Below are 24,865 nucleotides of genomic sequence, written 5' to 3'. Positions count from 1 at the left end.
CCGGCATGGACGTGCGCGGACTCGACGTCGAGGGCGCGCTGCTGTGCGCCCCGCCCGTCTTCACCGACGAGCGGGGCGCGTTCGCGTCGCCCTACACCGAATCGGCGCTGCGGCGGGCGGCGGGCCACGCCCTGTTCCGCCCGGCCCAGCTCAGCTTCAGCACCTCGCGGCGCGGCGTGCTGCGCGGGGTGCACTACACCGCCGCGCCCCCCGGCGGGGCCAAGTTCGCCTACTGCCCGCACGGGCGCGCGCTGGACGTGGTGGTCGACCTGCGGGTGGGCTCGCCCACCTTCGGCGCCTGGGACAGCGTCGCGCTGGGCGGCGGCGAGGGGCGGGGGGTGTACCTGCCCACGGGGGTGGGCCACCTGTTCCTCGCGCTGGAGGACGACACCGTGATGGCCTACACCCTCTCCCGCGAGTACGACCCGGCCAACGAGCACTCGATCTCCCCCGCCGACCCCGAGCTGGGGCTGGAGCTGCCCGCCGGGGAGGGCGCGGTGCTGCTCTCCGAGCGCGACCGCGCCGCCCCCACGCTGGGCGAGGCGCGCGCCCGCGGGCTGCTCCCCGACTACGCCGTCTGCCGCGAGATCGACCGCGCCCAGGTGGCCGCCGGCTGAGATGACACATCCGTCCGCGCACCCTGGAGGGGGGGTGCGCGGCCTTTCGAGAATGAACGGCATGGAACGCGAAGAGATCACCCGAGCTGCCGCCGACTTCATCGTCTACAAGGTCGAGTCGTCCCTGGAGGACGTCGCCGAGGGCATCGGCGTCACCCCCGAGGAGCTGCGCACCCACTTCCCCGACGAGATCGCGCTGCGCGCGGCCGTGGCCCGCCTGGGCACCGACCGCATCGAGGAGAGCCTGGACGCGGCCCGCGTGGACGAGGGCTCCGCCGAGGACGCGGTGCGCCGCATCGTGGACGAGTGCTGGCCCCACGCCCCCCTGCGCGCCTTCCTCTACGGCGAGAACCGCCTGGTGGGCACGCCCGAGCTGGACGCCGCGCTGGAGCGCATCGACGCCCGCGGCAACGAGCTGTTCGAGCGGGGCCGCGAGGACGGCAGCTTCCGCACCGACCTGCCCGCCGCCTGGATGGGCGCCGCGCTGTGGTCCCTGCTGGCCGTGGCGTCGTGGAACGTCCGCAACGACCACCTGCCGGCCGAGGACGGGCCGCGCAGCATCAAGGAGATGCTGCTCGACGGGGCGCGCCGCGTCCCCGCCCCCCAGTCCTAGCCGGCCCGGCCCCCGCCCGCCCTCCGGCCGGGGCGCCCCCCGCGCCCCCGGCCGCGCCCCTCGAAAGGACCGACGGAAGATGGACCGCCAAGAGATCATCACCGCCGCCGCGAAGTTCTGCGAGACCCGGGTCCAGGCCGACCTGGACGAGGTCGCCGCGGGCATCGGCATCAGCTCCGAGGAGCTGCGCTCCCACTTCCCCGACCGCTACGCACTCATCTGGGCGCTGGGGAAGATGGGCACCGACCTGATGGAGGAGAGCCTGGAGAAGGCCCGTGTCGAGGAGGGGCCCGCCGAGGACGCGGTGCGCCGGCTCATCGCCGAGGCCTGGACCTACGCCCCCTTCCTCGCCTTCCTCTACGGCGAGAACCCCCTGCACGGCCCCGGCGAGCTGGACGACGCGTTCGTCCGCATCGGCAAGCGGGCCACCCTGATGTTCGAGCGCGGCCAGCGCGAGGGCGTCTTCCGCACCGACCTGCCGGCCGCCTGGATGAGCGAGGCCATGTGGGTGCTGGTGGCCGTGGGCGCCTGGAGCGTGGCCAAGGGGCACATCGCCGCCGACGACGGCCCCGACTACATCGTTGAACTGCTGTTCAACGGCACCCGGGCGCGGGCCCGCGCCTGACCACCCCGCCGCCGCGCCCCGCGCGGCGGCGTTCCCGTCCACCGAGGCAGTTACCCGGGGCGGCCGTGCTGTGCGGCCGCCCCGTCGCATGAGGGAGGAGTCTGCTGTGAAGGCCCTGTTCATCACCGGCGGCAGCATGGGGACGGTGTTCCCCCAGGCGCCCCTGGCCCGCGCCACCCGCGACGCCGGGCACGAGATCCTCATGGCCGGCCCGGACACCGTCACCCCCACCATCGCCCAGGCGGGCCTGCCGCCGGTCTCGATCTCCGCGCAGACCAAGCAGGCGCTGGACCCCAACCTGCCGGGCGACCCCGCCGAGCAGATGCGCTACGTGGGGCGCTGGTACGGCAGGACGACGGCCGAGGCCCTGGAGCCGCTGCAGCGCATCGCCGCCGACTGGCGCCCCGACATCGTGCTGGGCGGCGGGATGTTCTACCCGGCGGCGCTGCTGGGCCACATCCTGGGGGTGCCCACGGTGCTGCAGCCCTGGGGCGTGCTGGACGCCGGCGGCTACGACGAGGGCGCCAACGAGGCGCTGCGCCCGGTCCTGGACCGCCTGGGCCTGGAGCGGACCCCGGCTCCCGACCTGGCGCTCAACGTCGCCCCGCCGAGCCTGCGCGGCCCGGTCGGCAAGGGCGAGCAGCCGCTGCGCTGGATCCCGGGCAACCTCCAGCGCCCGCTGGAGCCGTGGATGTACACCCGCGGCGGTGCCAAGCGGGTGCTGCTGACCTCGGGCAGCCGGGTCACCCGCGAGGGCACCCTGCACACCATGGACGTGCCGACGCTGCGCGCGCTGGCGGCGGCCTTCACCGACATGGGCGTGGAGACGGTCATCGCGGTGCCCGACGACGTGGCGCCGCTGCTGCGCGGCGAGGACGGCGGCGGCCCGCGCGCGGGCTGGGTGCCGCTGGACATCATCGCGCCCACCTGCGACCTGATCGTGCACCACGGCGGGGTGGGGTCCAACATGACGGCGATGGCGGCGGGCGTGCCCCAGCTCATCGTGCGCGAGATCCCCTCCTCCGGCGAGATGGACCCGCAGGTGCGGTTCGGCTCGCTGATCGACCTTGCGCCCGAGGAGCAGTCGGTGGAGAACATCCGGGCCGCCTGCGCGAAGATCCTGTCCGACCCCTCCTACGCGGAGCGGGCGCGGATCCTGGCCGACGAGATCGCGGTGCTGCCCACCCCGGCCGAGGTGGTGGCCGTGCTGGAGGTGCTGGCCCGCCGCTGAGCGGACGCCGGCCAACGCCAAGGGCGCCTCCCCCGCGGGGGAGGCGCCCGATCGCGTTGCGCGGCGCGGTGCCGGTCAGCGGATGTGGACCCCGGGGACGTAGAGGATCCACCGGCCGCCGGCGTCGCGGAAGCCCTGCTCCTTGGCGAAGATCTCCGCGGCGTGGTTCCAGGCGAACAGCACCGCGTAGTCGGGGTAGGCCGAGCGGAACTCCTCGGGCGAGCGCACCGGGATGTGGGTGCCCGGGGTCAGCCGGCCCTGCTTGGCGTCGGTGCTGTCGTGCACGGCCGGCAGCAGGTCGGGGCCGATCCCGGCGTAGTTGAGCACGGTGGAGCTCTTGGCGGTGGCGCCGTAGCCGGCCACCGTGCGGCCCTCGGCCTTGAGCCGCTCCAGCAGGGCGCGCAGGTCGGCGCAGGCGGTGCGGGCGGTGGCGGCGAAGCGCCGGTAGACGGCGGGGTCCTCCAGGCCCAGGGTGCGCTCCTCGGCGAGCGCGGCGGCCACCCGCTCGGAAGCGGGGCGGCGGCCGGGGCGCATGACGGTGTAGCGCATGGACCCGCCGTGGACGTCCAGGTGCTCGGCGTCGACCAGTTCGAACCCGAAGTGCCGGGCCATGTTCCGCACCGAGGTCACGCCGAAGATGTAGTAGTGCTCGTCGTAGATCTGGTCGAAGAGGGTGCGCCGGACGATGTCGCCCAAGTAGCGGTCCTCGAACACGAACACCCCGTCCTCGGCCAGCAGCGCGTCGATGCCCCGGAAGATGGAGTCGATGTAGGCGATGTGGCTGAAGGTGTTGGCCGAGAACACCACGTCGGCCGGGCCCTCGTCCTTGGCGATGCGCCGCGCGGTGTCCTCCTCGAAGAACTCGGTGGACACCCGGATCCCCTGCTCGGCGGCGATCTTGGCGGCGCCGATGGAGGGGTCCACGCCCAGGTGGCGCACGCCGGCGTCCTTGACGGTGCGCAGCATGATGCCGTCGTTGCTGCCGATCTCCAGGACGAAGGGGTCGGCCTTGCGCAGCGGCCCGGCCAGGAACGACTCGGCCACGGCGGTGAAGTGCCGCCGCATGACCTCCGAGCCGGAGGAGCGGTAGGGGTAGTCGTCGTGGAACATCTCGGTGCGCGGCACCTCTTCGGTGAGTTGCACCATGGAGCAGGCGGTGCACACGCCGGCCGCCAGCCGGAAGTAGTACTCGCTGCCGGCGCGCTCGGGGGTCACGAAGGAGTCCGACACCGGCTGGCGGCCGAAGTCCACGAACTCCTCGACGGCGCCGGCGCAGATACGGCACGTGGCCGCGCCGTCCGCTCGCTGTGCCATGGGGTGTGTCCTCTCTCTACGGGTGGGTCGGATCGGTGCGCGGCGCCGGCGCCGGGCCGGTGTCCCGCAGGGCCGCCGCGGCGATCTCGCCCACCAGGCGCGCCTGCGCCCGGGTCTCGGCGGTGGTGCCGGCCTCGCCGGCCCGCACGGCGCGGGCGAAGTCGGCCACGGCGTTGGCCCACTGGTCGTCGGCGGGGACCTCCTCGGTACGGGTCCCGGCCGGTCCGGTGATCTCGATGCGCGACACGCGGTCGGCGGGCGGGGTGAAGACGTGCTCGACGCTGAGCGCGCCTTGGGAGCCGACGACGTGGTAGTGCGAGGTGTAGGCGTGGTCGAGCCCGAAGGAGCACTGCGCCACCACACCGCCCGGCGCGCTCAGCAGCGCGCCGCCGCCCAGGTCGACCTCGGCGGCGCCGGCGTGCAGCACGGCGCCGGCCAGGCGCAGGCCCGTGCCCAGGAACCGCACGGCGGCCCGCAGCGGGTACCCGGCGGTGTCCAGCAGCGCTCCGCCGCCCAACTCCGGGCGCAGCCGGATGTCGCCGGGCGGGCGCGCGGGGATGGCGAAGGCGGAGCGGAACAGGCGGGGCTCGCCCACCGCGCCCTCGGCGATGAGCGCGGCCACCCGGTCGTGCAGCCGGTGGTGGCAGAACGTGTAGTTCTCGCGCAGCACCAGGCCGCGCTCCAGCGCCAGGGCGTGCAGGCGCTCGGTGTCGGCGGCACTGGTGGTCAGCGGTTTCTCGGCCAGCACGTGCTTGCCGGCGCGCAGCGCGGCCTCGATCCAGCGCGCGTGCAGGGCCGCCGGCAGCGGCACGTAGACGGCGTCGACGTCGGGGGCCGCCAGCAGGGCGGTGTAGTCGCGCGCGGTGGCGCCGCCGAACTCCGCAGCGGTCTTCTCGGCCTTCTCGGGCGTGCGGCTGGCGGTGCGCGCCAGGCGCACCCCCGGTGTGCGGGCGAGCGCCGGCAGCAGGCGGCGCACCGCGACGTCGGCGCAGCCGAGCAGGCCGAACCGCAGGTCGCCGCCGGGTCCCCGGCCGTTGTCCATGACCGCTCCCTCTCGTCGAGCCGGGCCGGGCGGCCCGGGGCTTCGCGCAGCCCAGCTTGGAGGGGCGACCTCGGCGCCACGAGCACGACCCCGCCGGTATGTCACCTTTCGCCCGGAGCCTGGCGGCCTGTGTCGGCTTCGTGAGGAACGCACACCGGTGCCCGTGCGGCGCGCACTGCACGGGCCGCGTCCGCCTGGGCGAGGATGGTCGGGTGCGTGCCGACGACGGGGCGGCCCGGGACGGGACGCCCCAGCCGGGCGCGCCGCCCGGCGCGGCCCCGCCCGCCGAGGCGGGCGCGCCGCCCCGCGGACCGGACGCGCCGCTGGCCTTCGCCCCGGGCCTGGCCGCGCGCACCGTTCCGGGTGAGGGCGTGTTCGTGTTCTCCGAGCGGGGCGTGACCGTGCTGCGCGGCGGCGCCGTGGAGGCGCTGGCGCCGCTGCTGGACGGCACGCGCGGCCCGGCCGCCCTCGCCGCGGCCGCGCCGGGGCAGCCGCCCGGCGCGGTCGCGGCGGCGCTGCGCCGGCTGGCCGGCGCGGGCCTGGTGGTGCCCGCCGAGCCCGCCCCCGGCGCCGGGGCGGCGTTCTGGCGCGCGGCGGGTGCCGCGCCGCCCGAGCCGCCCCGGGTACGCGTGGTCTCCGTGGACGGCGCCGACCGCGCGCACGTGGTGCGCGCCGCCGCGGCCGCCGGCCTGCCCCTGGTCGGCGGCCCCGGGCGCGGGGCCGGCGCGGCGCATCCGGGCGCCGCGCTGTCGGTGGTGGTGTGCGCCGACTACCTCTCCCCCGGCCTGGAGGGCGTGGACGCCGCCCACCGCGCCGCCGGGCGGCCGTGGCTGCTGTGCCGGCCGGTCGGCGCGCGGGTGTGGGTCGGCCCGGTGTTCACGCCCGGGACGGACTCGGGCTGCTGGCACTGCCTGGCCCACCGGCTGCGGCCGCACCGCCAGGCCGAACTGGCGGCGCTGCGGGCGGCGGGCGCCCGCCCTCCGGCGGCGCCGCCCGCCGGCCTGCCCGCGCTGGAGGCGGCAGCGGCGCACCTGGTGGCGGTGGAGGTCCTGCGGTGGGCCGCGGGGCTGCGCGGCGCCGGGGGCGCGGGCGAGTACGTGTGGACGCTGGACGGCGCCGCGCTGGAGGGCCGCGCGCACCCGGTACGCGCCCGCCCGCAGTGCCCGGTCTGCGGCGACCCCGGCCTGGTGGCCGCGCGCACGCGGCGGCCGGTGCGCGTGGGGTCCGCGCCCAAGGCCGCCGCCGGGGGCACCGGCCACCGGGCGCGCGAGCCCCACCGGGTGCTGGAGGAGTTCGGCCACCTGGTCGGCCCGGTCACCGGAATCGCCAAGGCGCTGCGCCCGGTGCGCGGGGCGCCCCCCGGGTTCCACGCCTACCGCTCCGGCCCCAACGCGGCGGCGCCCGGCACCGGGCTGGCGGGGGTGCGCGCGGCGCTGCGCGCCGAGAACGGCGGCAAGGGGGTCACCGACCTCGACGCCCGCGTCAGCGCGCTGTGCGAGGCGGTCGAGCGGTACAGCGGCGCCTTCCAGGGCGACGAGGAGCGGGTGCGGGCCCGCTACGCCGACCTGGGCGGGGCGGCCGTGCACCCCGACACCTGCACGCTGGTGGACGCGCGCCAGTACGCCGACCGGGAGCGGTGGAACGCCGAGCACGGCGCCTTCCAGTTCGTGTGCGACCCCTTCGACGACACCGCCGAGCTGGACTGGACGCCGGTGTGGTCGCTCACCCGCGAGGAGCACCGGCTGCTGCCCACGGCCCTGCTGTACTTCGGCGCGCCCGGTGAGCCGGGGTGGCGGCCCTTCCGCGCCGACTCCAACGGCTGCGCCGCGGGCTCCAGCGTGGCCGACGCGGTGGTGCAGGGCGCCCTGGAGCTGGTGGAGCGCGACGCGGTGGCGCTGTGGTGGTACAACCGCACGGTGCACCCGGCGGTGGACCCGGGCGCCTTCGCCGACCCCTGGGTGGAGCGCGTGGCCGGGGAGTACGCGCGGCTGGGCCGGGTGTTCTGGGTGCTGGACGTGACCTCCGACCTGGGGGTGCCGGCCATGGCTGCGGTGACGCGGTGCGCGGAGGGCCCCGAGCGGGTGATGTTCGGGTTCGGCTGCCACTTCGACCCGGCGGTGGCGCTGCGCCGGGCGGTGGCCGAGATGAACCAGCTCGTCGCGGCCGTGCCGGACGGCGTGGCCGACTGGGGCGACCCCGACGCCGAGCGCTGGTGGAAGGGCCCGGGCACGGCGGGCGCGCCGCACCTGCTGCCGGATCCGGGGCGCCCGGCGCTGGGCCCGGGCGACTACCCCCGCGCCGCGCGCGCCGACCTGCGCGACGACGTGCTGTGGCTGCGCGACGCGTTCGCCGCGCGCGGGCTGGAGATGCTGGTGCTGGACCAGACCCGCCCCGACGTCGGCCTGCCCGTGGTGCGCACGGTGGTGCCGGGGCTGCGGCCGTTCTGGGCGCGGTTCGCACCGGGCCGGCTGTTCGACGTGCCCGTGCGGCTGGGGCGGCGCGCCGCTCCCGTCGCCTACGCCGACCTCAACCCCGTGCCGCTGTTCCTGTGAGGTCGGAAGCCGGGAGCCCTTCATGGGCCGGCCGGTCAGACCCAGCCGGCCTCGCGGGCGATGCGCACCGCGTCGACCCGGTTTCGGGCGTTGAGCTTGGTGGTGACCGAGGCGAGGTAGTTGCGCACGGTCCCGGCGGTCAGGTAGAGCTGCGCGGCGATCTCGGGGACGTCGCTGCCGTCGGCGGCGCGGCGCAGCACGTCGAGTTCGCGCGCGGTCAGCGGGCATTCGTCGGTCTCGAACGCGGCGAGGGCGAGTTCGCCGTCGATGACGCGCCGGCCCGAATGCACCCGCCGCACCGCCTCGGCGAGTTCGTGCGGCGGTGCGTCCTTGAGCAGGAATCCGTCGACCTTCGCCGAAAGCGCGCGGCGCAGCGCGCCGGGCTTGCCGATGCTGGTGAGAATGAGTGTGCGGGTCTCGGGCGCCTGCTCGTGGATGTCGGCCGCCGCGGACAACCCGTCCTTTCCGGGAAGATCAATGTCGAGAATGGCGACGTCGGGCCGGTGTTTGAGCACCGCCGGAAGGATATCGTCGCCGGAGACGATTTCCGCCACAACGTTGATATCGGATTCCAGCCGGAGCAGCGATACCAGTGCCCCGCGCACCATGTGCATGTCCTCTGCCAAGACCACGCTGATCATGAAAAGACCGTCACCCTGCCTCCGGGCGCCGCTCCGCGAAGCGCGCCCGGAAACGGCGGAGCGCACGGCGGCGGCACCCCACGCGCCCCTGCAATCCCTATCACGGAAGAATACCATTACGACCCGATTAAGCCAGTATTTTCCCGCAGCGGTACGGAGAGTGATAATGGGGTCACGGCTCATGCGGAGCGTAGTCGCAACTCCCTTAAATAGGCGCGGTGGCGCGATTGGCCGGCGCGCATGCGCCGAGCGCACTCACCGGCAACTCCCCGTCAATTCGCGGCGAACAAATGCGGGCCGGTCTTAGGCACCTTCGGTGAGGGCGTTGTCCCAGGAAGCGGCGATGTTCTCCGCACTGCGCACACCCGTTCGCCGCCCTTGTTCGAATTGCGCGTCGAATTCGTCGGCACCGGCGATTTTCCGGACCGCCTCGGCGATCCGCTCGGCCTCGGCGGCCTCGGCCGCGGCCGGCCGGGTGCCCCCGCGCGCGCCCGCCGCCGCGCCGAGCAGGAGCGCGGCGTCGGCCCCCCGCCCGAGGGCCGCGGCCGTGGCGGCCAGCCCCGCGCACGCCGCCGCCACCGCCTGGCCCGAGGCCGTGGACCGCGCCGTGGCCAGCGCGCGCCGGTGGCGGGTCAGCGCCGCCGCGGCGTCGCCCCGCGCCAGCGCGGCGAAACCCAGTTCGGTCAGCGCCATCGCCCGCTCCTCGGTGGGCTGCTCGCCGCCGCGCTCGCCCAGCCACGCCTCCAGCAGGGTCTCGGCCTCGGCCGAGCGGCCCTGGCGCCGGGCCAGCGCGCCCAGGTGCAGCCCGGCGAACCGGCGGCCGAAGATGTCGCCGTGGCGCACGGAAAGGCGGTGGGCGCGCTCCAGCAGCCCGGCGGCCCGCTCCAGGTCGCCGGCCAGCATCGCCGAGCGGCCCAGGAACGCCAGCCAGTGCCCGGTCTTGGTCACCAGGCCCAGCTCCTCCGACAGCGCCAGCCCGGCCTCGCCGATGCGGGCGGACTCGGCGTGGTCGCCCACGGCCTCGGCGTGCCGGCGCAGCACCGCCATGGCCTCCAGCCGGCCCCAGCCGTCGCCCAGCTCCTCGAACAAGGCCAGGGCGCGCCGGCCCTCGCCCCCGGCCTCGTCGGCCCGGCCGCGCATCAGCGCCAGCCAGGCGCGGTTGCACAGCACCGCCGCCACACCCCAGCGGTCCCCGCGCTCGCGGAAGTCGGCCAGGGCGGCGGCCAGCATCCACTCGGCCGCCTCCTGCTCGCCGACCTCCATGAGCATGGGGCCCATGAACCACCACGCGCGCGCCTGGGCGGCGCGGTCGCCGGCGTCCTGGAAGGCGGTCACGGCGGCGGCCGCCCGGGCGGCGGGGTCGGGCAGGTCGCGGTCGCCCAGTTCCAGGCCGGTGCGCCAGGCCGCGGCCAGCGCGCGCAGGCCGGGCGGCCCGCCGGGCAGCGCCAGCGCCGAGGTGAGCGTGCGGTGGGCCTCGCCCAGCCGGCCGCGCAGCCAGCGGTACCAGAACCCGCCCACCGCCAGCCGCAGCGCGCTGTGGGCGTCGCCGGTGCGCAGCGCCTCGGCGAAGGCGGCGCGCAGGTCGTTGGCCGACTCGTCGAGCCGCCGCAGGGTCAGCGCCTGGTCGGCGCCGCGCAGCGCGACGTCGGCCCGCTCGGCGAACTCCACGTGGAAGCGCATGTGGCGCTCGCGCACGAGGCCGGCCTCGCCGGCCTCCTCCAACCGCTCGGCGGCGTAGGCGGCGATGGTCTCCAGCAGCCGGAACCGCACGCCGTCGGCGCCCTCCATCGGCACCGCCAGCGAGGACTCCGCCAGCCGCGCCAGCGACCCGGTGGCCGGGCGGCCCAGCACCGCCGCCGCGGCCTCGGGGGTGAACCCGTCGGAGAAGACCGAGACCCGGCGCAGGGCGACGCGCTCGTCCTCCTCCAGCAGGTCCCAGCTCCAGTCGATCATGGCGCGCAGGGTGCGCAGCCGCTCGGGCGCGTCGCGCTCGCCCGAGGCCAGCAGGGCGAACCGGTCGTCCAGCCCGGCGGCCAGCGTGGCCACGCCCAGGGCGCGCACCCGGTTGGCGGCCAGTTCCAGGGCCAGCGGCAGGCCGTCCAGCCGCCGGCAGATGGCCGCCACCACCGGCTCGGTGCGGGCGTCGAGGCGGAAGCCCGGCGCCGAGGCGGCCGCGCGCACGGCGAACAGCCGCACGGCCGACCCGTCGCCGTCGGCGCGCAGGGGGGCCACCTGGTAGACCCACTCGCCGCGCACCCGCAGCGGCTCCCGGCTGGTGGCCAGCAGGTGCAGGTCGGGCGCCGCCTCGCGCAGGGAGCGGATCAGCGGCGCCGCCGCGCCCAGCAGGTGCTCGCAGTTGTCCAGCACCAGCAGGCCGCGGGTGCCCGACAGCGCGCCGGCCAGCCGGGCCAGCCCGCGCGCGTGGCGCGGCACGCTCTCGTCGCGGATGCCCACGGCGTAGGCGACGGCGTCGGCCAGGCGGTCGGGGTCGTCGCCGGTCTCGGCGGGCAGGTGGCCCAGCTCCACGAACCAGGTGGCGTCGAAGTCCGCGGCGGCGGCCCGCCCGGCCTCCACCGCCAGCCGGGTCTTGCCCACGCCGCCGGGCCCGGTGAGGGTGACCAGGCGGCGGCCCTCCGCCAGCAGCCGGCGCAGGTCGGCGAGGTCGGCCTCGCGCCCGACGAACTCGTCCAGCGGCGCGGGCAGCCCGGAGCGGGCCGGGGCCGCGGGCTTGGCGGGCTCGGCCAGGAGGCCGGGGTCCTGGCGCAGGATCGCGCCGTGCAGCTCGGCGAGTTCGGGGCTGGGGTCCACGCCCAGCTCCTCGGCCAGCGCGGCGCGCAGCCGCTCGTAGGACTCCAGCGCCTCGGTCTGGCGCCCGGCCCGGTAGAGGGCGCGCATGTGGGCGGCGCGGATGCGCTCGCGCAGCGGGTGGGCCTCGGCCAGCGCGCCCAACTCGTCGGCGAGAAGCGGGTGGCGGCCCTGCCCGGTGCGGGCGTCGGCGCGCTCCTCGATCGCGGTGAGCCGGTCCTCCTCCAGGTGCTCGGCCCAGGGGCGCAGCGCGGTGGTGTCGGCGGCGTCGGCCAGCGCGGGGCCCCGCCACAGGTCCAGCGCCTCCTCCAGCGCGGCGGCGCGGACGTCGGGGTCGGCGCTGGCGCGGGCGTGCTCCACCAGCGCCCGGAACCGCAGGGCGTCCAGCTCGTCGTCGGAGAAGCGCAGGGCGTAGCCGCCGGGGCGGTGCACGAGGCGGTCGCGCCCGCCGGGTTCGGCGGAGTCGAGCACGCCGCGCAGCCGGGAGATCTTGGAGCGCAGCACCCGTTCGGGCGCGGCCGGGCGGTCGGTCTCCCAGACCTCCTCGATGAGGGCGCCGGTGGTGGCGGGGGTGCCGTTGCGCATGAGCAGGGCGGCCAGGATGGCGCGCACCTTGGCCTCGGGCACCGGAACCAGCCGCCCGTCGGCGCTCCACACCTGCACAGGCCCGAGAACGCCGAACCGCATGGGGGCAGCCTAGTACAGGTTCCGGTCCGGCGCCCGGGGACCGCAACCTCTCCGGAACCCCCGCTGGCCACCCTGGTGGCCAGACGGCGCGATCCGCGCCCGCGAGGGGAAGGAAGGACCATGTCATCCGGTTCCAAGGCCGGAGTGAAGGAGTGGGTCGGCCTGGCCGTGCTGGCTCTGCCGATCCTGCTGCTCTCGCTCGACCTCACCGCACTGCACCTGGCGCTGCCGCACCTGGCCGCCGACCTCGACCCCACCAGCACCGAGCAGCTGTGGATCCTCGACATCTACGGCTTCATGGTCGCCGGCTTCCTGATCACCATGGGCACGCTGGGCGACCGGATCGGCCGCCGCCGGCTGCTGATGATCGGGGCCACGGCCTTCGGCGCCGCCTCGGTGGCCGCCGCCTACGCGCCCACGCCCGAGACCCTGATCGCCGCCCGCGCGCTGCTGGGCATCTCGGGTGCCACGCTGATGCCCTCGACGCTGTCGCTCATCAGCAACATGTTCCACGACGCCCGCCAGCGCGGCTTCGCCATCGCGGTGTGGGGCTCCTGCTTCGCCGCCGGCGGCGCCATCGGCCCCATGGCCGGCGGCGTCCTGCTGGAGTGGTTCTGGTGGGGCGCGGTGTTCCTCATGGCCGTCCCCGTGATGGTGCTGCTGCTGATCACCGCCCCGCTGCTGCTGCCCGAGTACCGCGACCCCGTCCCCGGGCGGCTGGACCTGTTCAGCGTGGTCCTGTCGCTGGCCGCGATCCTGCCGTTCGTCTACGCCTTCAAGGACGCCGCCCGCGAGGGCTGGCAGGTCTCGACGTTCGTCGTGATCGCCGTGGCCGCGGTGTTCGGCTGGCTGTTCGTGCGGCGCCAGCGGCGGCTGCGCGACCCGCTGATGGAGCTGGGCCTGTTCCGCCACCGCGCCTTCACGGTTGGGCTGGGCAGCCTGCTGCTGGGCACCCTGGTCCAGGGCTCCTTCATCCTGCTGCTGGCCCAGTACCTCCAGCTGTCCATGGGCCTGTCGGCGCTGGCCGCCGGGCTGTGGATGGCGCCGTTCGCGGCGGCCAACATCCTCGGCTCGATGGTGTCGCCGCCGCTGGCCCAGCGCATCGGCCCCGGCCGCACGATCGCCCTGGGGCTGCTCGTGATGGCCTGCGGGTTCCTCATGTTCGCCCAGGCCGGCCCCGACTCCGCCCTCTGGCTGCCGGTGGCCGCCTCCATGATCATCTCCATCGGCATCGGCCCCCTGATGGTGCTGGTGATCGACCTGGTGATCGCGGCGGCGCCCAAGGAGAAGAGCGGTTCGGCGTCCTCGATGTCGGAGACAGCCTCGGAGATGGGCATGGCGCTGGGCGTGGCCACCCTCGGCGCGATCGGCTCGGCCGTCTACCGCTCGCAGATGAGCGACAGCCTTCCGGCGGGCGTGCCGGAGTCGGCCGCTCCGCAGGCGGTGGACAGCATCGCCGGCGCCACCGCGGTGGCCCAGGAGCTGGCCTCCGGCACCGGCGCGGCGGTGCTGGAGGCCGCCCGCGCGGCCTTCACCTCCGGGCAGGCCGCCGTGTCCTACACCAGCGTGGCGGTACTGCTGGTCCTGGCCGTCCTCTCCGGGTTCTTCCTGGACTCCCGCCGCAAGCGCGGCGGGCAGGAGGGCGAGGACGCGCCCCAGACCGCCGGCACGCCGGACGCGGAGGCCGCTGAGCGGCGCGAGCAGCGCCAGGAGCGCATCGCCGCCGAGTAACCGCGCGCGACCCGCGCGGGCGCCAACGGATCCGCCGCACGGATCCGCGACGGCGGCCCGGGCGGGCGGCGCCCCCGGCCGGAAGGCCCGGGGGCGCCGCCCGCCGCGCCCCAGACCCCGGCAGGGGCCGCCCCGTCCCTGAACAGGAAGAAGCAGTTAAGGAGCAAGGCCCACCATGCCGGAGAACGACCCCCTACGCGTGGCCGTCATCGTCGGGAGCATCCGCACCGACCGGTTCGGCCCCATCCCCGCCCGCTGGATCGCCGAGCGGGCGCGGCAGCACGGCTCCTTCGAGGTCGACGTGATCGACCTCGCCGAGGCCGACCTGCCGTTCGTGCTCGGCGGCGACGACCCCGGCGCGCCCGTGCCGCCCGAGGTGGCGGCGCTGTCGCCGCGGCTGGCCCGCGCCGACGCGTTCATCGTGGTCACCCCCGTCTACAACCGGGGCTACCCGGCCTCGCTGAAGAACGCGATCGACTGGTTCTACACCGAGTGGAACGCCAAGGCCGTGGGCTTCGTGTCCTACGGCGGCCTGACCGGCGGCGTCACCTCGGTCGAGGCCCTGCGCGCGGTCTTCAACGAGGTGCAGGCCACCACCATCCGCAACACCGTGTGCTTCATGGACTGCCACGACAAGTTCGACGAGGAGGGCAACCCGGTCACCCCCGAGCCCGTCAACGTCGCCGCCAAGGCGTTCCTGGAGCAGCTGGAGTGGTGGGCGCGCGCCCTGCGCGACGCCCGCCGGGTCTCTCCCTACGTCGTCTGATCCGCCCCGGCCGATCCGTCCGCCGCGACCACGTCAGGAGGTCCGCCTCTCGCACCAGACATCACAGACCCGGCCCCTCGCGGGCCGGGCGGTGCGGCTCCGGGGGCGTACGCGCCCTGCCCCTGCCTCGTCCCTGGACCGCACCCGCCTGCCGGCGGCGGCCACCCCGCGTGCGCGGGGTGGCCGCCGTTGTTCGCGCCCGGGCCGGGCCGGGGCGGCGGGAGGGGCGGCGGGAGGGGCGGCACCTCAAACGGAGGGCGCCGCGGGCGCGGCCAGGCGGTCCAGCCACTCGGTGAGCAGGGTGCGCTCGGCCGCGCTGAGCGCGTCCAGGCCGGGCAGGGCGGCGCGCAGGGCCACGACGGCGGCGGTGACCGGCTCGCCCGCGCCGGCGGGGGCGGGCGCGCCGGTGGTGACGGCGGCGATGGCGGCCTCGCGGGCCAGCGCCGACAGCGCGGGGTCGCGCCGCTCCTCGGGCAGCTCGATCAGGGTCAGGGTCAGCCCGCGCCCGGCGGAGTGCATGAGGTGGGCCGCGCGCTCCTCGCTGACGCGCAGCCGGCCGGCGGCGGCGACGCGCCGCACGCGCTCGGCCAGCGCCGCCGCGCCCAGGGCCGCGGCCGGTGACTGGCGGCCGGTGCGCACGTCGCCGTAGACCAGCGTGTACAGCGCGGGGTTGGCCAGCCCGAACCCGACGTGGAGGTCCCAGCCCCGGCGCAGGTCCTCGACCGGGTCGGCGGAGGCGGGCAGGCCGGCCTTGTCGGCCAGGTAGCGCTCGAACCCCTGGCGGGCGACCGCGTCCAGCAGGCCCTGCTTGTCGTGGAAGATGCGGTAGATGGTGGGCGACTGCACGCCGGAGCGGGCACAGACCGCGCGCGTGGAGACCGCCTCGCGCCCGCCCTCGGCAAGGAGTTCGGTGGCCGCCTGGACGATGCGGTCGCAGATGATCTCGCGCTTCATGGTGGCGGCGATACTACCGCCGACCCGGCGATGTTTCCAGTGGCAACGTTTTTCTGTTGGCGCATTGACGACAATCGATAACGACGTTACGTTGTCAGCGTTAACAACCGCTGCACGGCCGGCCGCCCGTGCGCTCCACCGAGGGAAGCAAAGTGAGCACCATGAGCGAGAAGCCGCGCGTCGCCGTCGTCACCGGCGGGTCCCGGGGCATCGGACGGGCCGCCGCCGAGCGGCTGGCCGCCGACGGCCAGAGCGTCGTCGTGGGCTACTCCGCCGGCGAGGCCGAGGCCAAGGCCGCCGTCACCGCGATCGAGGAGGCCGGCGGCACGGCGGTGGCCGCCCAGGTCGAGGTGGGCGACGCGGACTCCGTGCGGGCCCTGTTCGACACCGCCCAGGCCCGCTTCGGCGGGATCGACGTGGTCGTCAACGCCGCCGGGATCATGCGCCTGACACCCGTGGCCGACCTCGACCTCGCCGAACTGGAGCGGGTGCACCGCGTCAACGTGTACGGCGCGTTCGCGGTCAGCCGCGAGGCCGCCCGCCGCCTGCGCCCGGGCGGGGCGCTGATCCACTTCTCCACCACCGTCACCCGCACGCTCCAGCCCACCTACGCCGCCTACGCGGCGAGCAAGGCGGCCGTGGAGGCGCTGGTGCCGGTCCTGGCCCGGGAGCTGGCCGGGCGCGACATCACCGTCAACGCCGTGGCGCCCGGCCCCACAGCCACCTCCATGTTCCTCGACGGCAAGAGCGAGGAGCTGGTGCGCCAGATCACCGGGCGGATCCCCCTGGGCCGCCTGGGCGAGCCCGCCGACATCGCCGAGGTCGTCTCGGCCCTGGCCGGCCCGGCCCGCTGGATCAACGGCCAGACCGTCATGGTCAACGGCGGCCTGGCTTGAGCGCTCGGGCCCGGGGCGCCCGCCGCGCCGGCCGCCCCGGGCCGCCCTACTCCAGCTCCCGGGCCAGCAGCGGGATCCGCCCGCCCGCCAGCACGGCCCGGGCCTGGTCGGGCGAGAGCCGGTGGCGCAGCCGGTACTCCTCCCCCGTGGCGGCGTCGCGCGCGCAAACCTCGTCCCCGGCCGTCAGGCGCTCGGTCAGGCCCTCCAGCACCAGCACGTCCCCGGCGCCGATCCGGTCGTGGTCGGCGGGGTCGGTGAACTCCAGCGCGAGGATGCCGAAGTTGGCCAGGTTCTGCCAGTGGATCCGGGCGAAAGACTTCGCCACCACCGCGCGCAGCCCCAGGTAGCGGGGCGTGATGGCGGCGTGCTCGCGCGAGGAGCCCTGGCCGTAGTTGTCGCCGCCCACCACCAGGTGGCCGGAGTCCCCGGCGGTCTCGCGCGCCCGCCGGGGGTAGTCGGGGTCGATGCGGGTGAACGTGAAGTCGGCCAGGCGGGGCACGTTGGAGCGGTAGGGCAGGGCCCGGGCGCCGGCCGGCGAGATCTCGTCGGTGGAGACGTTGTCGCCGACCTTGAGCAGCACCGGGGCCTCGATCCGGTCGGGCAGCGGCGGGAAGTCGGGCAGCGCCGAGATGTTGGGCCCCTTGACCAGCTCGACCCGCCGCGCCTCCTCGGGCGGCAGCGGCGGCACCAGCATCGCGGTGTTGACCGAGGCGCGCGCGGGCGGCTCCAGGCGGGGGTACTCCAGGCCCAGCTCGGCGGCGAGGTCGCGCGGGTCGGTGATCACCCCGGTGAGCGCGGCGGCCGCGGCGGTCTCCGGAGAGCACAGCCACACGGCGTCCTCCTCGGTGCCCGAGCGCCCGGGGAAGTTGCGCGGGAAGGTGCGCAGGGAGTTGCGGCCCGGGGCCAGCGCCTGGCCCATACCGATGCAGCCCAGGCAGCCGGCCTGGTGGATGCGCGCGCCGGCGGCGACCAGGTCGAGGGTCGCGCCGATGCGGGTGAGGTCGGAGAGGATCTGCCGCGAGGACGGGTTGACGTCGAAGCTGACCGCGCTGTCGGTCTGGCGGCCCTTCACCATGGCGGCGGCCACGGCGTAGTCGCGCAGCCCGGGGTTGGCCGAGGACCCGATGACCACCTGGTCGACCTCGGTGCCGGCGGCCTCGCGCACCGGCACCACGTCGCCGGGCGAGGAGGGCCGCGCGATCAGCGGCTCGACGGCCGACAGGTCGATCTCCTCGGTGACGTCGTAGCGGGCGCCGTCGTCGGCGAGCAGCTCGGTGAAGTCCTCCTCGCGGTCCTCGGCGCGCAGGAACTCCCGCACGGCGCGGTCGGCGGGGAACACGGTGGTGGTGGCGCCCAGCTCGGCGCCCATGTTGGCGATGACGTGCCGGTCCATCGCCGTGAGCGTGGCCACCCCCGGCCCGTGGTACTCCACGATCCGGTTGAGCCCGCCCTTGACCCCGTGGCGGCGCAGCATCTCCAGGATCACGTCCTTGGCCGAGGTCCAGGGCGGCAGCGCGCCGGTGAGGCGCACCCCCCAGACCTCGGGCATGCGCAGGTGCAGCGGGCGCCCGGCGACGGCCATGGCGACCTCCAGCCCGCCCACGCCGATGGCGAGCATGCCCAGCGACCCGGCGGCGCAGGTGTGGGAGTCGGACCCGGCCAGCGTCTTTCCGGGCACGCCGAAGCGCTGCATGTGGGTGGGGTGGGAGACCCCGTTGCCCGGCTTGGAGTACCACAGCCCGTAGCGCCGGGCCGCCGAGTGCAGGAAGGCGTGGTCCTCGGCGTTCTTCTCGTCGGCCTGGAGCAGGTTGTGGTCCACGTACTGCACGCTGACCTCGGCGCGCGTGCGGTCCAGGCCCAGCGCCTCCAGCTCCTGCATGACCAGGGTCCCGGTGGCGTCCTGGGTGAGGGTCTGGTCGACCCGCAGCCCGATCACCGTGCCGGGCACCGCCTCGCCCTCGACCAGGTGCGACTCGATGAGCTTGTGCGCGACTCCGCATCCCATGGCGCTCCTCCTCTTCCCGCACGGCTGACCGCGCGCGCCGGCGGCAAACCGCGCCCCGTGCCGCCCGCGGGGGCCACGACGGTGGGAGCGCTTCCAAGCGGGGCCGTAGGATCGGCTGCCATGGAAGAACGCACACTGGGCAGGACCGGGACCGGTGTCAGCGCCGTCGGGTTCGGCGCCTGGCAGATCGGCGCCTCGTGGGGGCACGTCGACGAGGACGACGCGCGGGCGGCACTGCGCGCGGCGGCCGACGCCGGGGTCACCTTCTTCGACACCGCCGACGTCTACGGCGACGGCCGCAGCGAGCGGCTGGTCGGCGAACTCCTCGCGGAGCGGCCCGGCCTGACGGCGGCCACCAAGATGGGCCGGCGCGTCGAGCAGGACCCCGCCAACTACCACGCCGACAACCTGCGGGCGTGGAACGACCGCTCCCGCGCCAACCTCGGCGTGGACACCCTCGACCTGGTGCAGCTGCACTGCCCGCCCCCGGCCGTCTACGCCGCCGACGCGGTGTTCGACACCCTGGACGCGATGGTCGCCGAGGGCCGCATGCGCGCCTACGGGGTCAGCGTCGAGACCTGCGACGAGGCGCTGGCCGCGATCGCGCGCCCCAACGTCGCCACCGTCCAGATCATCCTCAACGCGTTCCGGCACAGGCCGCTGGAGCGGGTGCTGCCGGCGGCGCGGGCGGCCGGGGTGGGCGTCATCGCGCGGGTGCCGCTGGCCAGCGGGCTGCTGTCCGGCCGCTTCGGCGCCGACACCTCCTTCGCCGAGGACGACCACCGCAACTTCAACCGCGCGGGCGAGGCGTTCGACGTCGGCGAGACGTTCTCGGGCGTGGACTTCCGCACCGGCCTGGCGGCGGTGGACCGCCTACGCCCGCTGGTGCCCGAGGGCATGACCATGGCGCAGTTCGCGCTGCGCTGGATCCTGGACCAGCCGGGCGTGAGCACGGTGATCCCCGGCGCGCGCAACGCCGACCAGGCCCGCGCCAACGCCGCCGCGGCCGGGTTCGCCCCCCTGCCCGCCCCGGTCCACGACGCCGTGCGCGCGGTCTACGACGACCTGGTGCGCCCCCAGGTGCACCACCGCTGGTAACCGCGCTCCGGCCCGCCCGCCGCCGCGCGGGCCGCCGCCTCCCCCGGGGCGGCGGCCCGCGCGTGCGGGCGGGGCCCTGCCGGTGGTCCCGCCCGGCGCGCTCAGGCGCCGGGCGGGACCACCGGCAGGCCCTCGGCGGCCCAGGCGCGGAAGCCGCCGACCATGTCGGTGGCACCGGGCCGGCCGAGGTCCAGCAGGTCGGCAGCAGCCAGGCTGGAGGCGTAGCCCTCGTTGCAGAACAGCACCACGCGCGTGTCGGCGGATCCGGCGGGGCCGGGCAGCCGGTCGGGGCTGGTGGGGTCCAGCCGCCACTCCAGGACGTTGCGCTCCACGACCAGCGCGCCGGGGATCGCGCCCTCGGCGGCCCGGTCGGCCTGGGGGCGGATGTCCACCAGCACCGCACCCTCGTCCCGGGCGCGGGCGGCCTCGCGCGGGGCCAGCCGCACCAGCCGGGCGCGGCGCCGCTCAAGCAGCCGCGCCACCGCGCCGCCCGGCGGCACGGCGCCGGCGCTCACGCGTCCTCCCGCAGCAGCGGCACGGAGGCGACGGTCGGGGCGGCCGGTTCGGGGTCGTCGGTGAGGGTGCTGTGGGTGCGGCGCAGCGCGCCGCTGTCGTCGACCCGGTAGTAGGACATCGCGGTCAGCGGCGGCGAGTAGGCGTGCACGCTGACGGCCGGGGCCGGCGCCAGGTTGACCACGTCGTGCACGTGGCCCAGCGGGAAGGCGGCGCCGGTGCCCTGGGGCAGCTCGCGCCGGGCCAGGCGGCCGGTCCAGTGGTGCTCGGTGAGGTCGCCGTGGACCACGGTGAGGGCGCCGAGCGAGCCGGCGTGGTCGTGCAGGGCGGTGGCCTGGTCCTGGGTCCAGGAGATGAGCCACAGGTCGACGTAGGCGTCGGTGCTCAGGCGCATCGACCAGCGGTTGCGGGTGTCGTAGCGGACGGCGTGCAGGCCGCGCCGCACCTCCTCGGCGGTGCGGGCGGTGAGTTCGACCAGGCGGTCGAGGGTCAGCGGGGTGGGTGCCGGTGGCTGGACTACGGCGGTCATGGCGGTTGCCTTTCCAGGCGGGACGAGCGGACGTGGCGGGTGCCGGTGCGGCGCGCGCCGGCGACACCGCTCGTCGAACACGGCCGCGCGCAGCGCCGCCGCCGACCGCGCCTCCGCCACGGCCGCCACCCCCTCTCGTCGCTCCCCCGGCCCCGGCCGCCTGCGGCGCGGGGCGCTGATCCGTCCTGTACCGGCTACCTCGGCGCGGCGGCGGGCGCGGCCGCGGCCGGGCGCCACAGGCCGCGCTCGCCCAGCAGCGGCAGCACCCCGGCGCCGAAGTGGTGCACCTCCTCCAGCGCCGGGTCGCCGCTAAGGACGAAGTGGGTGATCCCGGCGTCGGCGTACTCGGCGATGCGGTCGGCCACCTGCCGGTGGCTGCCCACCAGCACGGCCGCGCCCTCGCCCGGCCGTGCGGCGGGCCGGGGCAGGGCGCGCCCCGGCGCGGTCCCGGCCGGCGCGCGGGGCACCGCGCCCGCGCGCGCCGGCGCGGCGGCGGGCAGCCGCCGGCCGCGCGGCCCGGTGCCCGCGATCAGCGGCCCGGCGTGCCGGCGGGCCTCCAGTTCGGTGTCGCGCGTGACCACGTGCAACCGGGTGCCGAAGGCCGGTCGGCGCCCCGCGCGCTCGGCCAGGGCCCGGGCGCGGTCCAGGGCGCGCCGCAGCGCGCCGCGCGGGCGGGCCGGCAGCAGGCACACGTCGGCGTGGCGGGCCGCGACCTCCAGCGCCGCCGGGGAGTACCCGCCCAGGTAGACGGGCGGGAAGTCGGGGCTGCGCCCCATGGCGCCCGCGGCGGCGGCGAGGTCGGCGTCGGCGCGGTAGCGGGCGATGGCGCCGAGGAAGGCGTCGGCGCGGCGGGGGTCGCCGGCTCCCCCGGCGCCGGGCTCGTCGTCGGCGACGACGTGCAGCAGCACCCGGCCGCCGCTGAGCCGCTGGTAGGTGTCGGCGAGCTGGGCGCCCAGGGCGGGCGGCATCAGGCCGGGGCGCAGGGCCAGCAGGAAGGTGAGGGTGCGCGCCTCGTCGGCCAGGCGCGCCGCGCTGATCCAGGCGTCCTGGCTCCACCGCTCGGGCGCGGTGGCCACCCCGGTGAACCCGTGGTCGGCGGCGGCGCGGGCGAAGGCGCGGAACAGGCCGACCGCGCGTTCGCTCTGGGCGCGGGTGGGCACGGCCCCCGTCCCCTGGTCGGCGCCCCGGGCGGGCAGGCGCCAGTGCAGCGCCACGGCCACGGCAGTCGTCCTCTCGGCTGGGACCTGCCGCCCGGGAGCGGGCGGCGGTGCACGGGATCGCGGCGGGCCGGGACCGCAGCGGAGAGTGCGGTCCCGGCCCGGATCGGCGGCGCCCTGGATCTTCTACGAAAGAAAGCGCCGCGGCGCCGGCTCGCAGTCGAAGTTCCGAGCCGACTGCCGCCATCCTCACCGCTCTACCGATCTTTGTCAATCTGAAAAGTAGGAAATAGGACCGGCGTGTCGCGGCGGACCCCGCCGGCGGCCCGCGCCCCGGCGGACCCGCGTGTGGCCGGGGCCGCCCCGGGAAGGGGTCGCGGTGACCGCGCGGGGCGGCGCCGCGCGCCTTCACCGGCGCCCGCGCCCTCCCCGCGCGGTCGTGCCGCCGCCCACCGCGCGCCCGAAGAGGAGAAGCCTTCGTGACCGTCCTCCGCACCGCCGGCGCGGCGCTGGCCGCCGCCGTCCTGGCGGCATCGGCCCCGCCGGCCGCCGCAGCGGCCGACCCCGCCCCCGCTCCCGCCGCGTCCGCGCCGCCCGCCCCCGCCCCGGGCGGCGCGCCCGCGCACGACCGGGTCAACTGCGACATGGGCGACGGCTGGGCCGACGGCTCCACCGTCGACCGCCGGGGCTCCTACGGCGACCCGGCCGACATCCCCGACTACGGGGCGTCCGGTGACGCCGCGGCCGCCCCGCCCTGGACGTGGGCCGCGGCCGGCGCCGCCGTCGGCGTGCTGGCGGGCGCGCTGGCCATGGCCTGGGCGCCCCGCCGCCGCGAGGCCGCGGCCGCTCCGGGCGGCCGCCCCGAGGAGTAGGGGCCTTCGGCGCCGGCCGGGCGGCCCGCCCCTCGGGGGGCCGCCCGCGCCGCCGCCGGTGCCAGTGCTTCGGGGCGGGCCCTTTAGTCCTCGGCCGGCTCCGCCGCGCCGACCTGGGCGCGCATGCGGTCGTTGGCGTGCTCCAGGGCGGCCACCACCGCCGCGCGCTGCTCGGGCGGAAGGTCGCCCACCACCTCGTCGGCGAGTTCGACCCAGGCGGCCTCGATCGCCGGGAGCAGGCGCCGGGCCTCCTCGGTCAGCACGATGCGCACCTGGCGGCGGTCGGCGGGCACCGGCTCGCGCCGGAACAGGCCGCGCTTCTCCATACGGGCCAGGCTGCGGGTCGCGGTGGGCGGCTCCACCCCCACGCGGGCCGCGAGCTGGGAGACGGTCATGCCGTCCTCCTCCTCGGCCAGCAGCCACAGCAGCACGTCCTGGCCCGGATGCAGGTCCAGCGCGGCGAGCTTGCGGGCGCGCACCGCGCGGTAGAGCTTGCCCGTCTTGGTCAGCGCCCGGTTGACGCGCATCGCCTCGTCCCTGTTCACCCGCCCATGCTACTGATGTATAGTCGGCTATTCATTAGCCGACTAAATGATGTTCGGCTAACGACACCAGGAGGTGCGCATGGAAACCGGACTCACCGGCAGGACAGCGTTCGTCACCGGCGGCTCGGGCGCGATCGGGCGCGCCGTCGCCGCCGCGTTCGCCGCCGAGGGCGCGGCGGTGGCGGTGGGCTGGCACACCAACCGCGCCGCGGCCGAGAAGACCGCCGGGGAGATCGCCGAGGCCGGCGGCACCGCCCGCCCGGTCCGCCTGGACCAGGCCGACCCCGACTCGGTCGCCCGCGCCGCGGCCGAGGTGGAGGCCGCCTTCGGCGGCGTCGACGTACTGGTGGCCAACGCCGTGGCCTGGCCCGCCTCCCACGACCAGGACTGGGCGGCCCTGGCCGCCGTGCTGACCGCCAACGTCTCGGGCCCCCTTGCCACCGTGGAGGCGGTGCTGCCGGGGATGCGCCGCGCCGGGTGGGGGCGGATCGTGCTCGTCTCCTCCGACGTGGTCGACCAGCCGATGGCCGGGCCCACCGGCTACCCCGCCGCCAAGGGCGCCCTGGAGGCGGCGGCGCGCGTCCTGGCCGTGCGCGAGGCCCGCCACGGCGTGCTGACCAACGTGGTTCGCCCCGGATTCACGCTGACCGAGCGCGCTGAACACCCCCTGGCTGGGCCGGGAGGCCGTGGAGTCCGAGAGCCGGCAGACCCCCACCGGCCGCATCTGCACGCCCGAGGACGTCGCCGCCGCGGCCGTCTTCCTCGGCTCGGGCGCCAACGGCCACGTCAACGGCGAGGTGCTGTCGGTCGCGGGCGGCCGGCAGCTCACGCGCTGAGGCGCGGCGCCGCCGCGCTCCCGGGGCGGCGCCCGCCCTCAGCCGGTGCGGCCCCCGGCCTCGCGGCCCGCGCCCGGCGCCTGCGCGCCGGTGCCGGTTTCGCTGTCGGCGTCGGTGTCGGCCGCCCTGGGCCGGGGGGCGCGGCGGTCGCCCACCCGGCGGCCGGTGATCGACTCCTCGTCGACGCGGATCCACGCCTCCCGCCGACCGCCCGCCCACGGGCGGACGTCGGTGTCGGCGCGCAGGTCCGCCAGCTCCCGGGCGTCGGTCACCGGGCGGCCCCGCCCGGTGACGAGCACGCTCCAGCCCTCGGCGGTGGCGCCGTCGAGCCGGTCGACCTCGAAGCTCATCGCCCCCGGCGCGTGCCGGGCGATCAGCCCGCCCTCCTCGGTGCGGAACACCACCGCGCCCCGCCAGAAGGAGTAGGTGACCGGCAGCACCGTGGGCGGGGCCCCGGGCGCGGTGGTGAACGCGACCCGGCCCACGCCGCCGGGCGCGATCAGGCTCCGGCACTCCTCCGCGCCGAGCACGCGGCCGGCGGGGGCGGGGACGGCGGTGACCGCGCTGCCCGGCGGGGTGTCGCCGCCCGCGCCCAGCAGGCACTCGGTGGAGGTGCGCAGCGCCTGGGCCAGGCGGTAGAGCGCCTCGTGGCTGGGCTCCGCCGGGTTCTCCTCCAGGTAGGCCACGTAGCCGGGGTCCATCCCGGTACGCTCGGCCAACTGCTCGCGCGAGAGCCCGAGCTCGGTGCGGCGGCGGGCGACACGGCGCCCCACGTCGCCGCCCTCGGGTCGGTTCGGCCCCCTCATCGGCCCTCCCCTGGGTCGGTGGCGGACGGC

22 protein-coding genes and 1 pseudogene are annotated in these 24,865 nt (G+C 76.6%); 12 read left to right on the top strand and 11 right to left on the bottom strand.

The features are described from left to right. The first annotated feature begins 5 nt into the window (after positions 1-5). The 4 genes from HNR12_RS26505 to HNR12_RS26490 all read left to right on the top strand — a co-directional run bounded on the left by HNR12_RS26505 (position 6) and on the right by HNR12_RS26490 (position 3,086). The gene (locus tag HNR12_RS26505) at positions 6-617 is read left to right on the top strand and encodes a dTDP-4-dehydrorhamnose 3,5-epimerase family protein (protein ID WP_179770100.1); all 612 of its coding nucleotides are present in this window, start codon (positions 6-8) and stop codon (positions 615-617) included. Between the two features lie 61 nt (positions 618-678). Then, a complete protein-coding gene (locus tag HNR12_RS26500; RefSeq protein WP_179770099.1) occupies positions 679-1,230 on the top strand; it encodes a TetR/AcrR family transcriptional regulator in 552 nt (183 codons plus the stop codon). 79 nt (positions 1,231-1,309) lie between these two features. Then, positions 1,310-1,855, top strand: a complete 546-nt coding sequence (locus HNR12_RS26495) for a TetR/AcrR family transcriptional regulator (RefSeq protein WP_179770098.1) — start codon at positions 1,310-1,312, stop codon at positions 1,853-1,855. 106 nt (positions 1,856-1,961) lie between these two features. After that, positions 1,962-3,086: a nucleotide disphospho-sugar-binding domain-containing protein gene (locus HNR12_RS26490; RefSeq protein WP_179770097.1), complete on the top strand. Its 1,125-nt coding sequence runs from the start codon at positions 1,962-1,964 to the stop codon at positions 3,084-3,086. Positions 3,087-3,161: 75 nt separating this feature from the next. Here HNR12_RS26490 and HNR12_RS26485 read toward each other — a convergent pair whose 3' ends face one another. Both HNR12_RS26485 and HNR12_RS26480 read right to left on the bottom strand, forming a co-directional pair. After that, complete coding sequence (locus HNR12_RS26485) at positions 3,162-4,400, bottom strand: class I SAM-dependent methyltransferase (RefSeq protein ID WP_179770096.1); 1,239 nt, start codon at positions 4,398-4,400, stop codon at positions 3,162-3,164. A 16-nt stretch (positions 4,401-4,416) separates the two neighbouring features. Further along, entirely contained in the window at positions 4,417-5,442 is a 1,026-nt protein-coding gene (locus HNR12_RS26480) for a Gfo/Idh/MocA family protein (RefSeq protein ID WP_179770095.1), read from the bottom strand. 212 nt (positions 5,443-5,654) lie between these two features. Here HNR12_RS26480 and HNR12_RS26475 point away from each other — a divergent pair, with 212 nt between their 5' ends. Further along, entirely contained in the window at positions 5,655-7,994 is a 2,340-nt protein-coding gene (locus HNR12_RS26475; RefSeq protein WP_338119830.1) for a TOMM precursor leader peptide-binding protein, read from the top strand. Between the two features lie 35 nt (positions 7,995-8,029). On the opposite strand, the gene HNR12_RS26470 is transcribed toward HNR12_RS26475, so the two are convergent. Both HNR12_RS26470 and HNR12_RS29325 read right to left on the bottom strand, forming a co-directional pair. Further along, positions 8,030-8,635 (bottom strand): response regulator transcription factor, encoded by a 606-nt coding sequence (locus tag HNR12_RS26470; RefSeq protein ID WP_179770093.1) that lies wholly within the window; start codon positions 8,633-8,635, stop codon positions 8,030-8,032. A 303-nt stretch (positions 8,636-8,938) separates the two neighbouring features. Next, positions 8,939-12,127 carry a BTAD domain-containing putative transcriptional regulator gene (locus HNR12_RS29325; RefSeq protein WP_179770092.1) on the bottom strand — a complete coding sequence of 1,063 codons (3,189 nt, stop codon included), beginning with the start codon at positions 12,125-12,127 and terminating at the stop codon, positions 8,939-8,941. Between the two features lie 120 nt (positions 12,128-12,247). Here HNR12_RS29325 and HNR12_RS26460 point away from each other — a divergent pair, with 120 nt between their 5' ends. Both HNR12_RS26460 and HNR12_RS26455 read left to right on the top strand, forming a co-directional pair. Next, positions 12,248-13,858 carry an MFS transporter gene (locus HNR12_RS26460; RefSeq protein ID WP_179770091.1) on the top strand — a complete coding sequence of 537 codons (1,611 nt, stop codon included), beginning with the start codon at positions 12,248-12,250 and terminating at the stop codon, positions 13,856-13,858. Between the two features lie 175 nt (positions 13,859-14,033). After that, on the top strand, positions 14,034-14,624 hold the full coding sequence (locus HNR12_RS26455; protein ID WP_179770090.1) for an NADPH-dependent FMN reductase: 591 nt from the start codon (positions 14,034-14,036) through the stop codon (positions 14,622-14,624). Between the two features lie 246 nt (positions 14,625-14,870). On the opposite strand, the gene HNR12_RS26450 is transcribed toward HNR12_RS26455, so the two are convergent. Then, on the bottom strand, positions 14,871-15,578 hold the full coding sequence (locus HNR12_RS26450; RefSeq protein WP_179770089.1) for a TetR/AcrR family transcriptional regulator: 708 nt from the start codon (positions 15,576-15,578) through the stop codon (positions 14,871-14,873). A gap of 161 nt (positions 15,579-15,739) precedes the next feature. Here HNR12_RS26450 and HNR12_RS26445 point away from each other — a divergent pair, with 161 nt between their 5' ends. Next, positions 15,740-16,474 carry an SDR family oxidoreductase gene (locus HNR12_RS26445; protein WP_179770088.1) on the top strand — a complete coding sequence of 245 codons (735 nt, stop codon included), beginning with the start codon at positions 15,740-15,742 and terminating at the stop codon, positions 16,472-16,474. Positions 16,475-16,520: 46 nt separating this feature from the next. Here HNR12_RS26445 and HNR12_RS26440 read toward each other — a convergent pair whose 3' ends face one another. Further along, positions 16,521-18,479: an aconitate hydratase gene (locus HNR12_RS26440; RefSeq protein WP_179770087.1), complete on the bottom strand. Its 1,959-nt coding sequence runs from the start codon at positions 18,477-18,479 to the stop codon at positions 16,521-16,523. A 120-nt stretch (positions 18,480-18,599) separates the two neighbouring features. On the opposite strand from HNR12_RS26440, the gene HNR12_RS26435 reads away from it, so the two are divergent. Then, positions 18,600-19,577, top strand: a complete 978-nt coding sequence (locus HNR12_RS26435; RefSeq protein ID WP_179770086.1) for an aldo/keto reductase — start codon at positions 18,600-18,602, stop codon at positions 19,575-19,577. Positions 19,578-19,678: 101 nt separating this feature from the next. Here the strand turns inward: HNR12_RS26435 and HNR12_RS26430 are convergent, their stop codons facing one another. From HNR12_RS26430 to HNR12_RS26420, 3 genes are all read right to left on the bottom strand, one after another. Beyond that, a complete protein-coding gene (locus HNR12_RS26430) occupies positions 19,679-20,092 on the bottom strand; it encodes a rhodanese-like domain-containing protein (RefSeq protein ID WP_308118987.1) in 414 nt (137 codons plus the stop codon). Next, complete coding sequence (locus HNR12_RS26425; protein ID WP_179770085.1) at positions 20,089-20,619, bottom strand: cysteine dioxygenase; 531 nt, start codon at positions 20,617-20,619, stop codon at positions 20,089-20,091. The genes HNR12_RS26430 and HNR12_RS26425 overlap by 4 nt, the downstream gene beginning before the upstream one ends. Before the next feature lie 194 nt (positions 20,620-20,813). Next, positions 20,814-21,839 (bottom strand): LLM class flavin-dependent oxidoreductase, encoded by a 1,026-nt coding sequence (locus HNR12_RS26420; protein WP_179770084.1) that lies wholly within the window; start codon positions 21,837-21,839, stop codon positions 20,814-20,816. Between the two features lie 416 nt (positions 21,840-22,255). Here HNR12_RS26420 and HNR12_RS26415 point away from each other — a divergent pair, with 416 nt between their 5' ends. Further along, positions 22,256-22,648 (top strand): hypothetical protein, encoded by a 393-nt coding sequence (locus tag HNR12_RS26415; RefSeq protein ID WP_179770083.1) that lies wholly within the window; start codon positions 22,256-22,258, stop codon positions 22,646-22,648. Between the two features lie 83 nt (positions 22,649-22,731). On the opposite strand, the gene HNR12_RS26410 is transcribed toward HNR12_RS26415, so the two are convergent. Further along, positions 22,732-23,193, bottom strand: coding sequence for a MarR family winged helix-turn-helix transcriptional regulator (locus HNR12_RS26410; RefSeq protein ID WP_179770082.1), 462 nt, complete (start codon positions 23,191-23,193; stop codon positions 22,732-22,734). A 79-nt stretch (positions 23,194-23,272) separates the two neighbouring features. Here HNR12_RS26410 and HNR12_RS29865 point away from each other — a divergent pair. Together HNR12_RS29865 and HNR12_RS29320 are read left to right on the top strand one after the other, a co-directional pair. Beyond that, positions 23,273-23,842 (top strand): annotated as a pseudogene (locus HNR12_RS29865) (SDR family NAD(P)-dependent oxidoreductase); the annotation flags it as partial. Positions 23,843-23,879: 37 nt separating this feature from the next. Further along, positions 23,880-24,029, top strand: coding sequence for an SDR family oxidoreductase (locus tag HNR12_RS29320; RefSeq protein WP_218902056.1), 150 nt, complete (start codon positions 23,880-23,882; stop codon positions 24,027-24,029). 38 nt (positions 24,030-24,067) lie between these two features. Here the strand turns inward: HNR12_RS29320 and HNR12_RS26400 are convergent, their stop codons facing one another. Beyond that, positions 24,068-24,835, bottom strand: a complete 768-nt coding sequence (locus HNR12_RS26400; RefSeq protein ID WP_179770081.1) for a helix-turn-helix domain-containing protein — start codon at positions 24,833-24,835, stop codon at positions 24,068-24,070. Positions 24,836-24,865: the final 30 nt, after the last annotated feature.

This window comes from Streptomonospora nanhaiensis (genome assembly GCF_013410565.1).
GTDB lineage: Bacteria > Actinomycetota > Actinomycetes > Streptosporangiales > Streptosporangiaceae > Streptomonospora > Streptomonospora nanhaiensis.
This window is presented reverse-complemented; position numbering and strand designations above follow the sequence as displayed.

What these genes read in the sequence shown, in the direction of transcription:
- HNR12_RS26460 (WP_179770091.1), top strand. Translation starts at nt 12,248, where the DNA reads ATGTCATCCGGTTCCAAGGCCGGAGTGAAGGAGTGGGTCGGCCTGGCC.
- HNR12_RS26455 (WP_179770090.1), top strand. Translation starts at nt 14,034, where the DNA reads ATGCCGGAGAACGACCCCCTACGCGTGGCCGTCATCGTCGGGAGCATC.
- HNR12_RS26435 (WP_179770086.1), top strand. Translation starts at nt 18,600, where the DNA reads ATGGAAGAACGCACACTGGGCAGGACCGGGACCGGTGTCAGCGCCGTC.
- HNR12_RS26500 (WP_179770099.1), top strand. Translation starts at nt 679, where the DNA reads ATGGAACGCGAAGAGATCACCCGAGCTGCCGCCGACTTCATCGTCTAC.
- HNR12_RS26470 (WP_179770093.1), bottom strand. Translation starts at nt 8,635, where the DNA reads ATGATCAGCGTGGTCTTGGCAGAGGACATGCACATGGTGCGCGGGGCA.
- HNR12_RS26400 (WP_179770081.1), bottom strand. Translation starts at nt 24,835, where the DNA reads ATGAGGGGGCCGAACCGACCCGAGGGCGGCGACGTGGGGCGCCGTGTC.
- HNR12_RS26495 (WP_179770098.1), top strand. Translation starts at nt 1,310, where the DNA reads ATGGACCGCCAAGAGATCATCACCGCCGCCGCGAAGTTCTGCGAGACC.
- HNR12_RS26505 (WP_179770100.1), top strand. Translation starts at nt 6, where the DNA reads ATGGACGTGCGCGGACTCGACGTCGAGGGCGCGCTGCTGTGCGCCCCG.
- HNR12_RS26445 (WP_179770088.1), top strand. Translation starts at nt 15,740, where the DNA reads ATGAGCGAGAAGCCGCGCGTCGCCGTCGTCACCGGCGGGTCCCGGGGC.
- HNR12_RS29325 (WP_179770092.1), bottom strand. Translation starts at nt 12,127, where the DNA reads ATGCGGTTCGGCGTTCTCGGGCCTGTGCAGGTGTGGAGCGCCGACGGG.
- HNR12_RS26485 (WP_179770096.1), bottom strand. Translation starts at nt 4,400, where the DNA reads ATGGCACAGCGAGCGGACGGCGCGGCCACGTGCCGTATCTGCGCCGGC.
- HNR12_RS26450 (WP_179770089.1), bottom strand. Translation starts at nt 15,578, where the DNA reads ATGAAGCGCGAGATCATCTGCGACCGCATCGTCCAGGCGGCCACCGAA.
- HNR12_RS26425 (WP_179770085.1), bottom strand. Translation starts at nt 20,619, where the DNA reads ATGACCGCCGTAGTCCAGCCACCGGCACCCACCCCGCTGACCCTCGAC.
- HNR12_RS26480 (WP_179770095.1), bottom strand. Translation starts at nt 5,442, where the DNA reads ATGGACAACGGCCGGGGACCCGGCGGCGACCTGCGGTTCGGCCTGCTC.
- HNR12_RS26440 (WP_179770087.1), bottom strand. Translation starts at nt 18,479, where the DNA reads ATGGGATGCGGAGTCGCGCACAAGCTCATCGAGTCGCACCTGGTCGAG.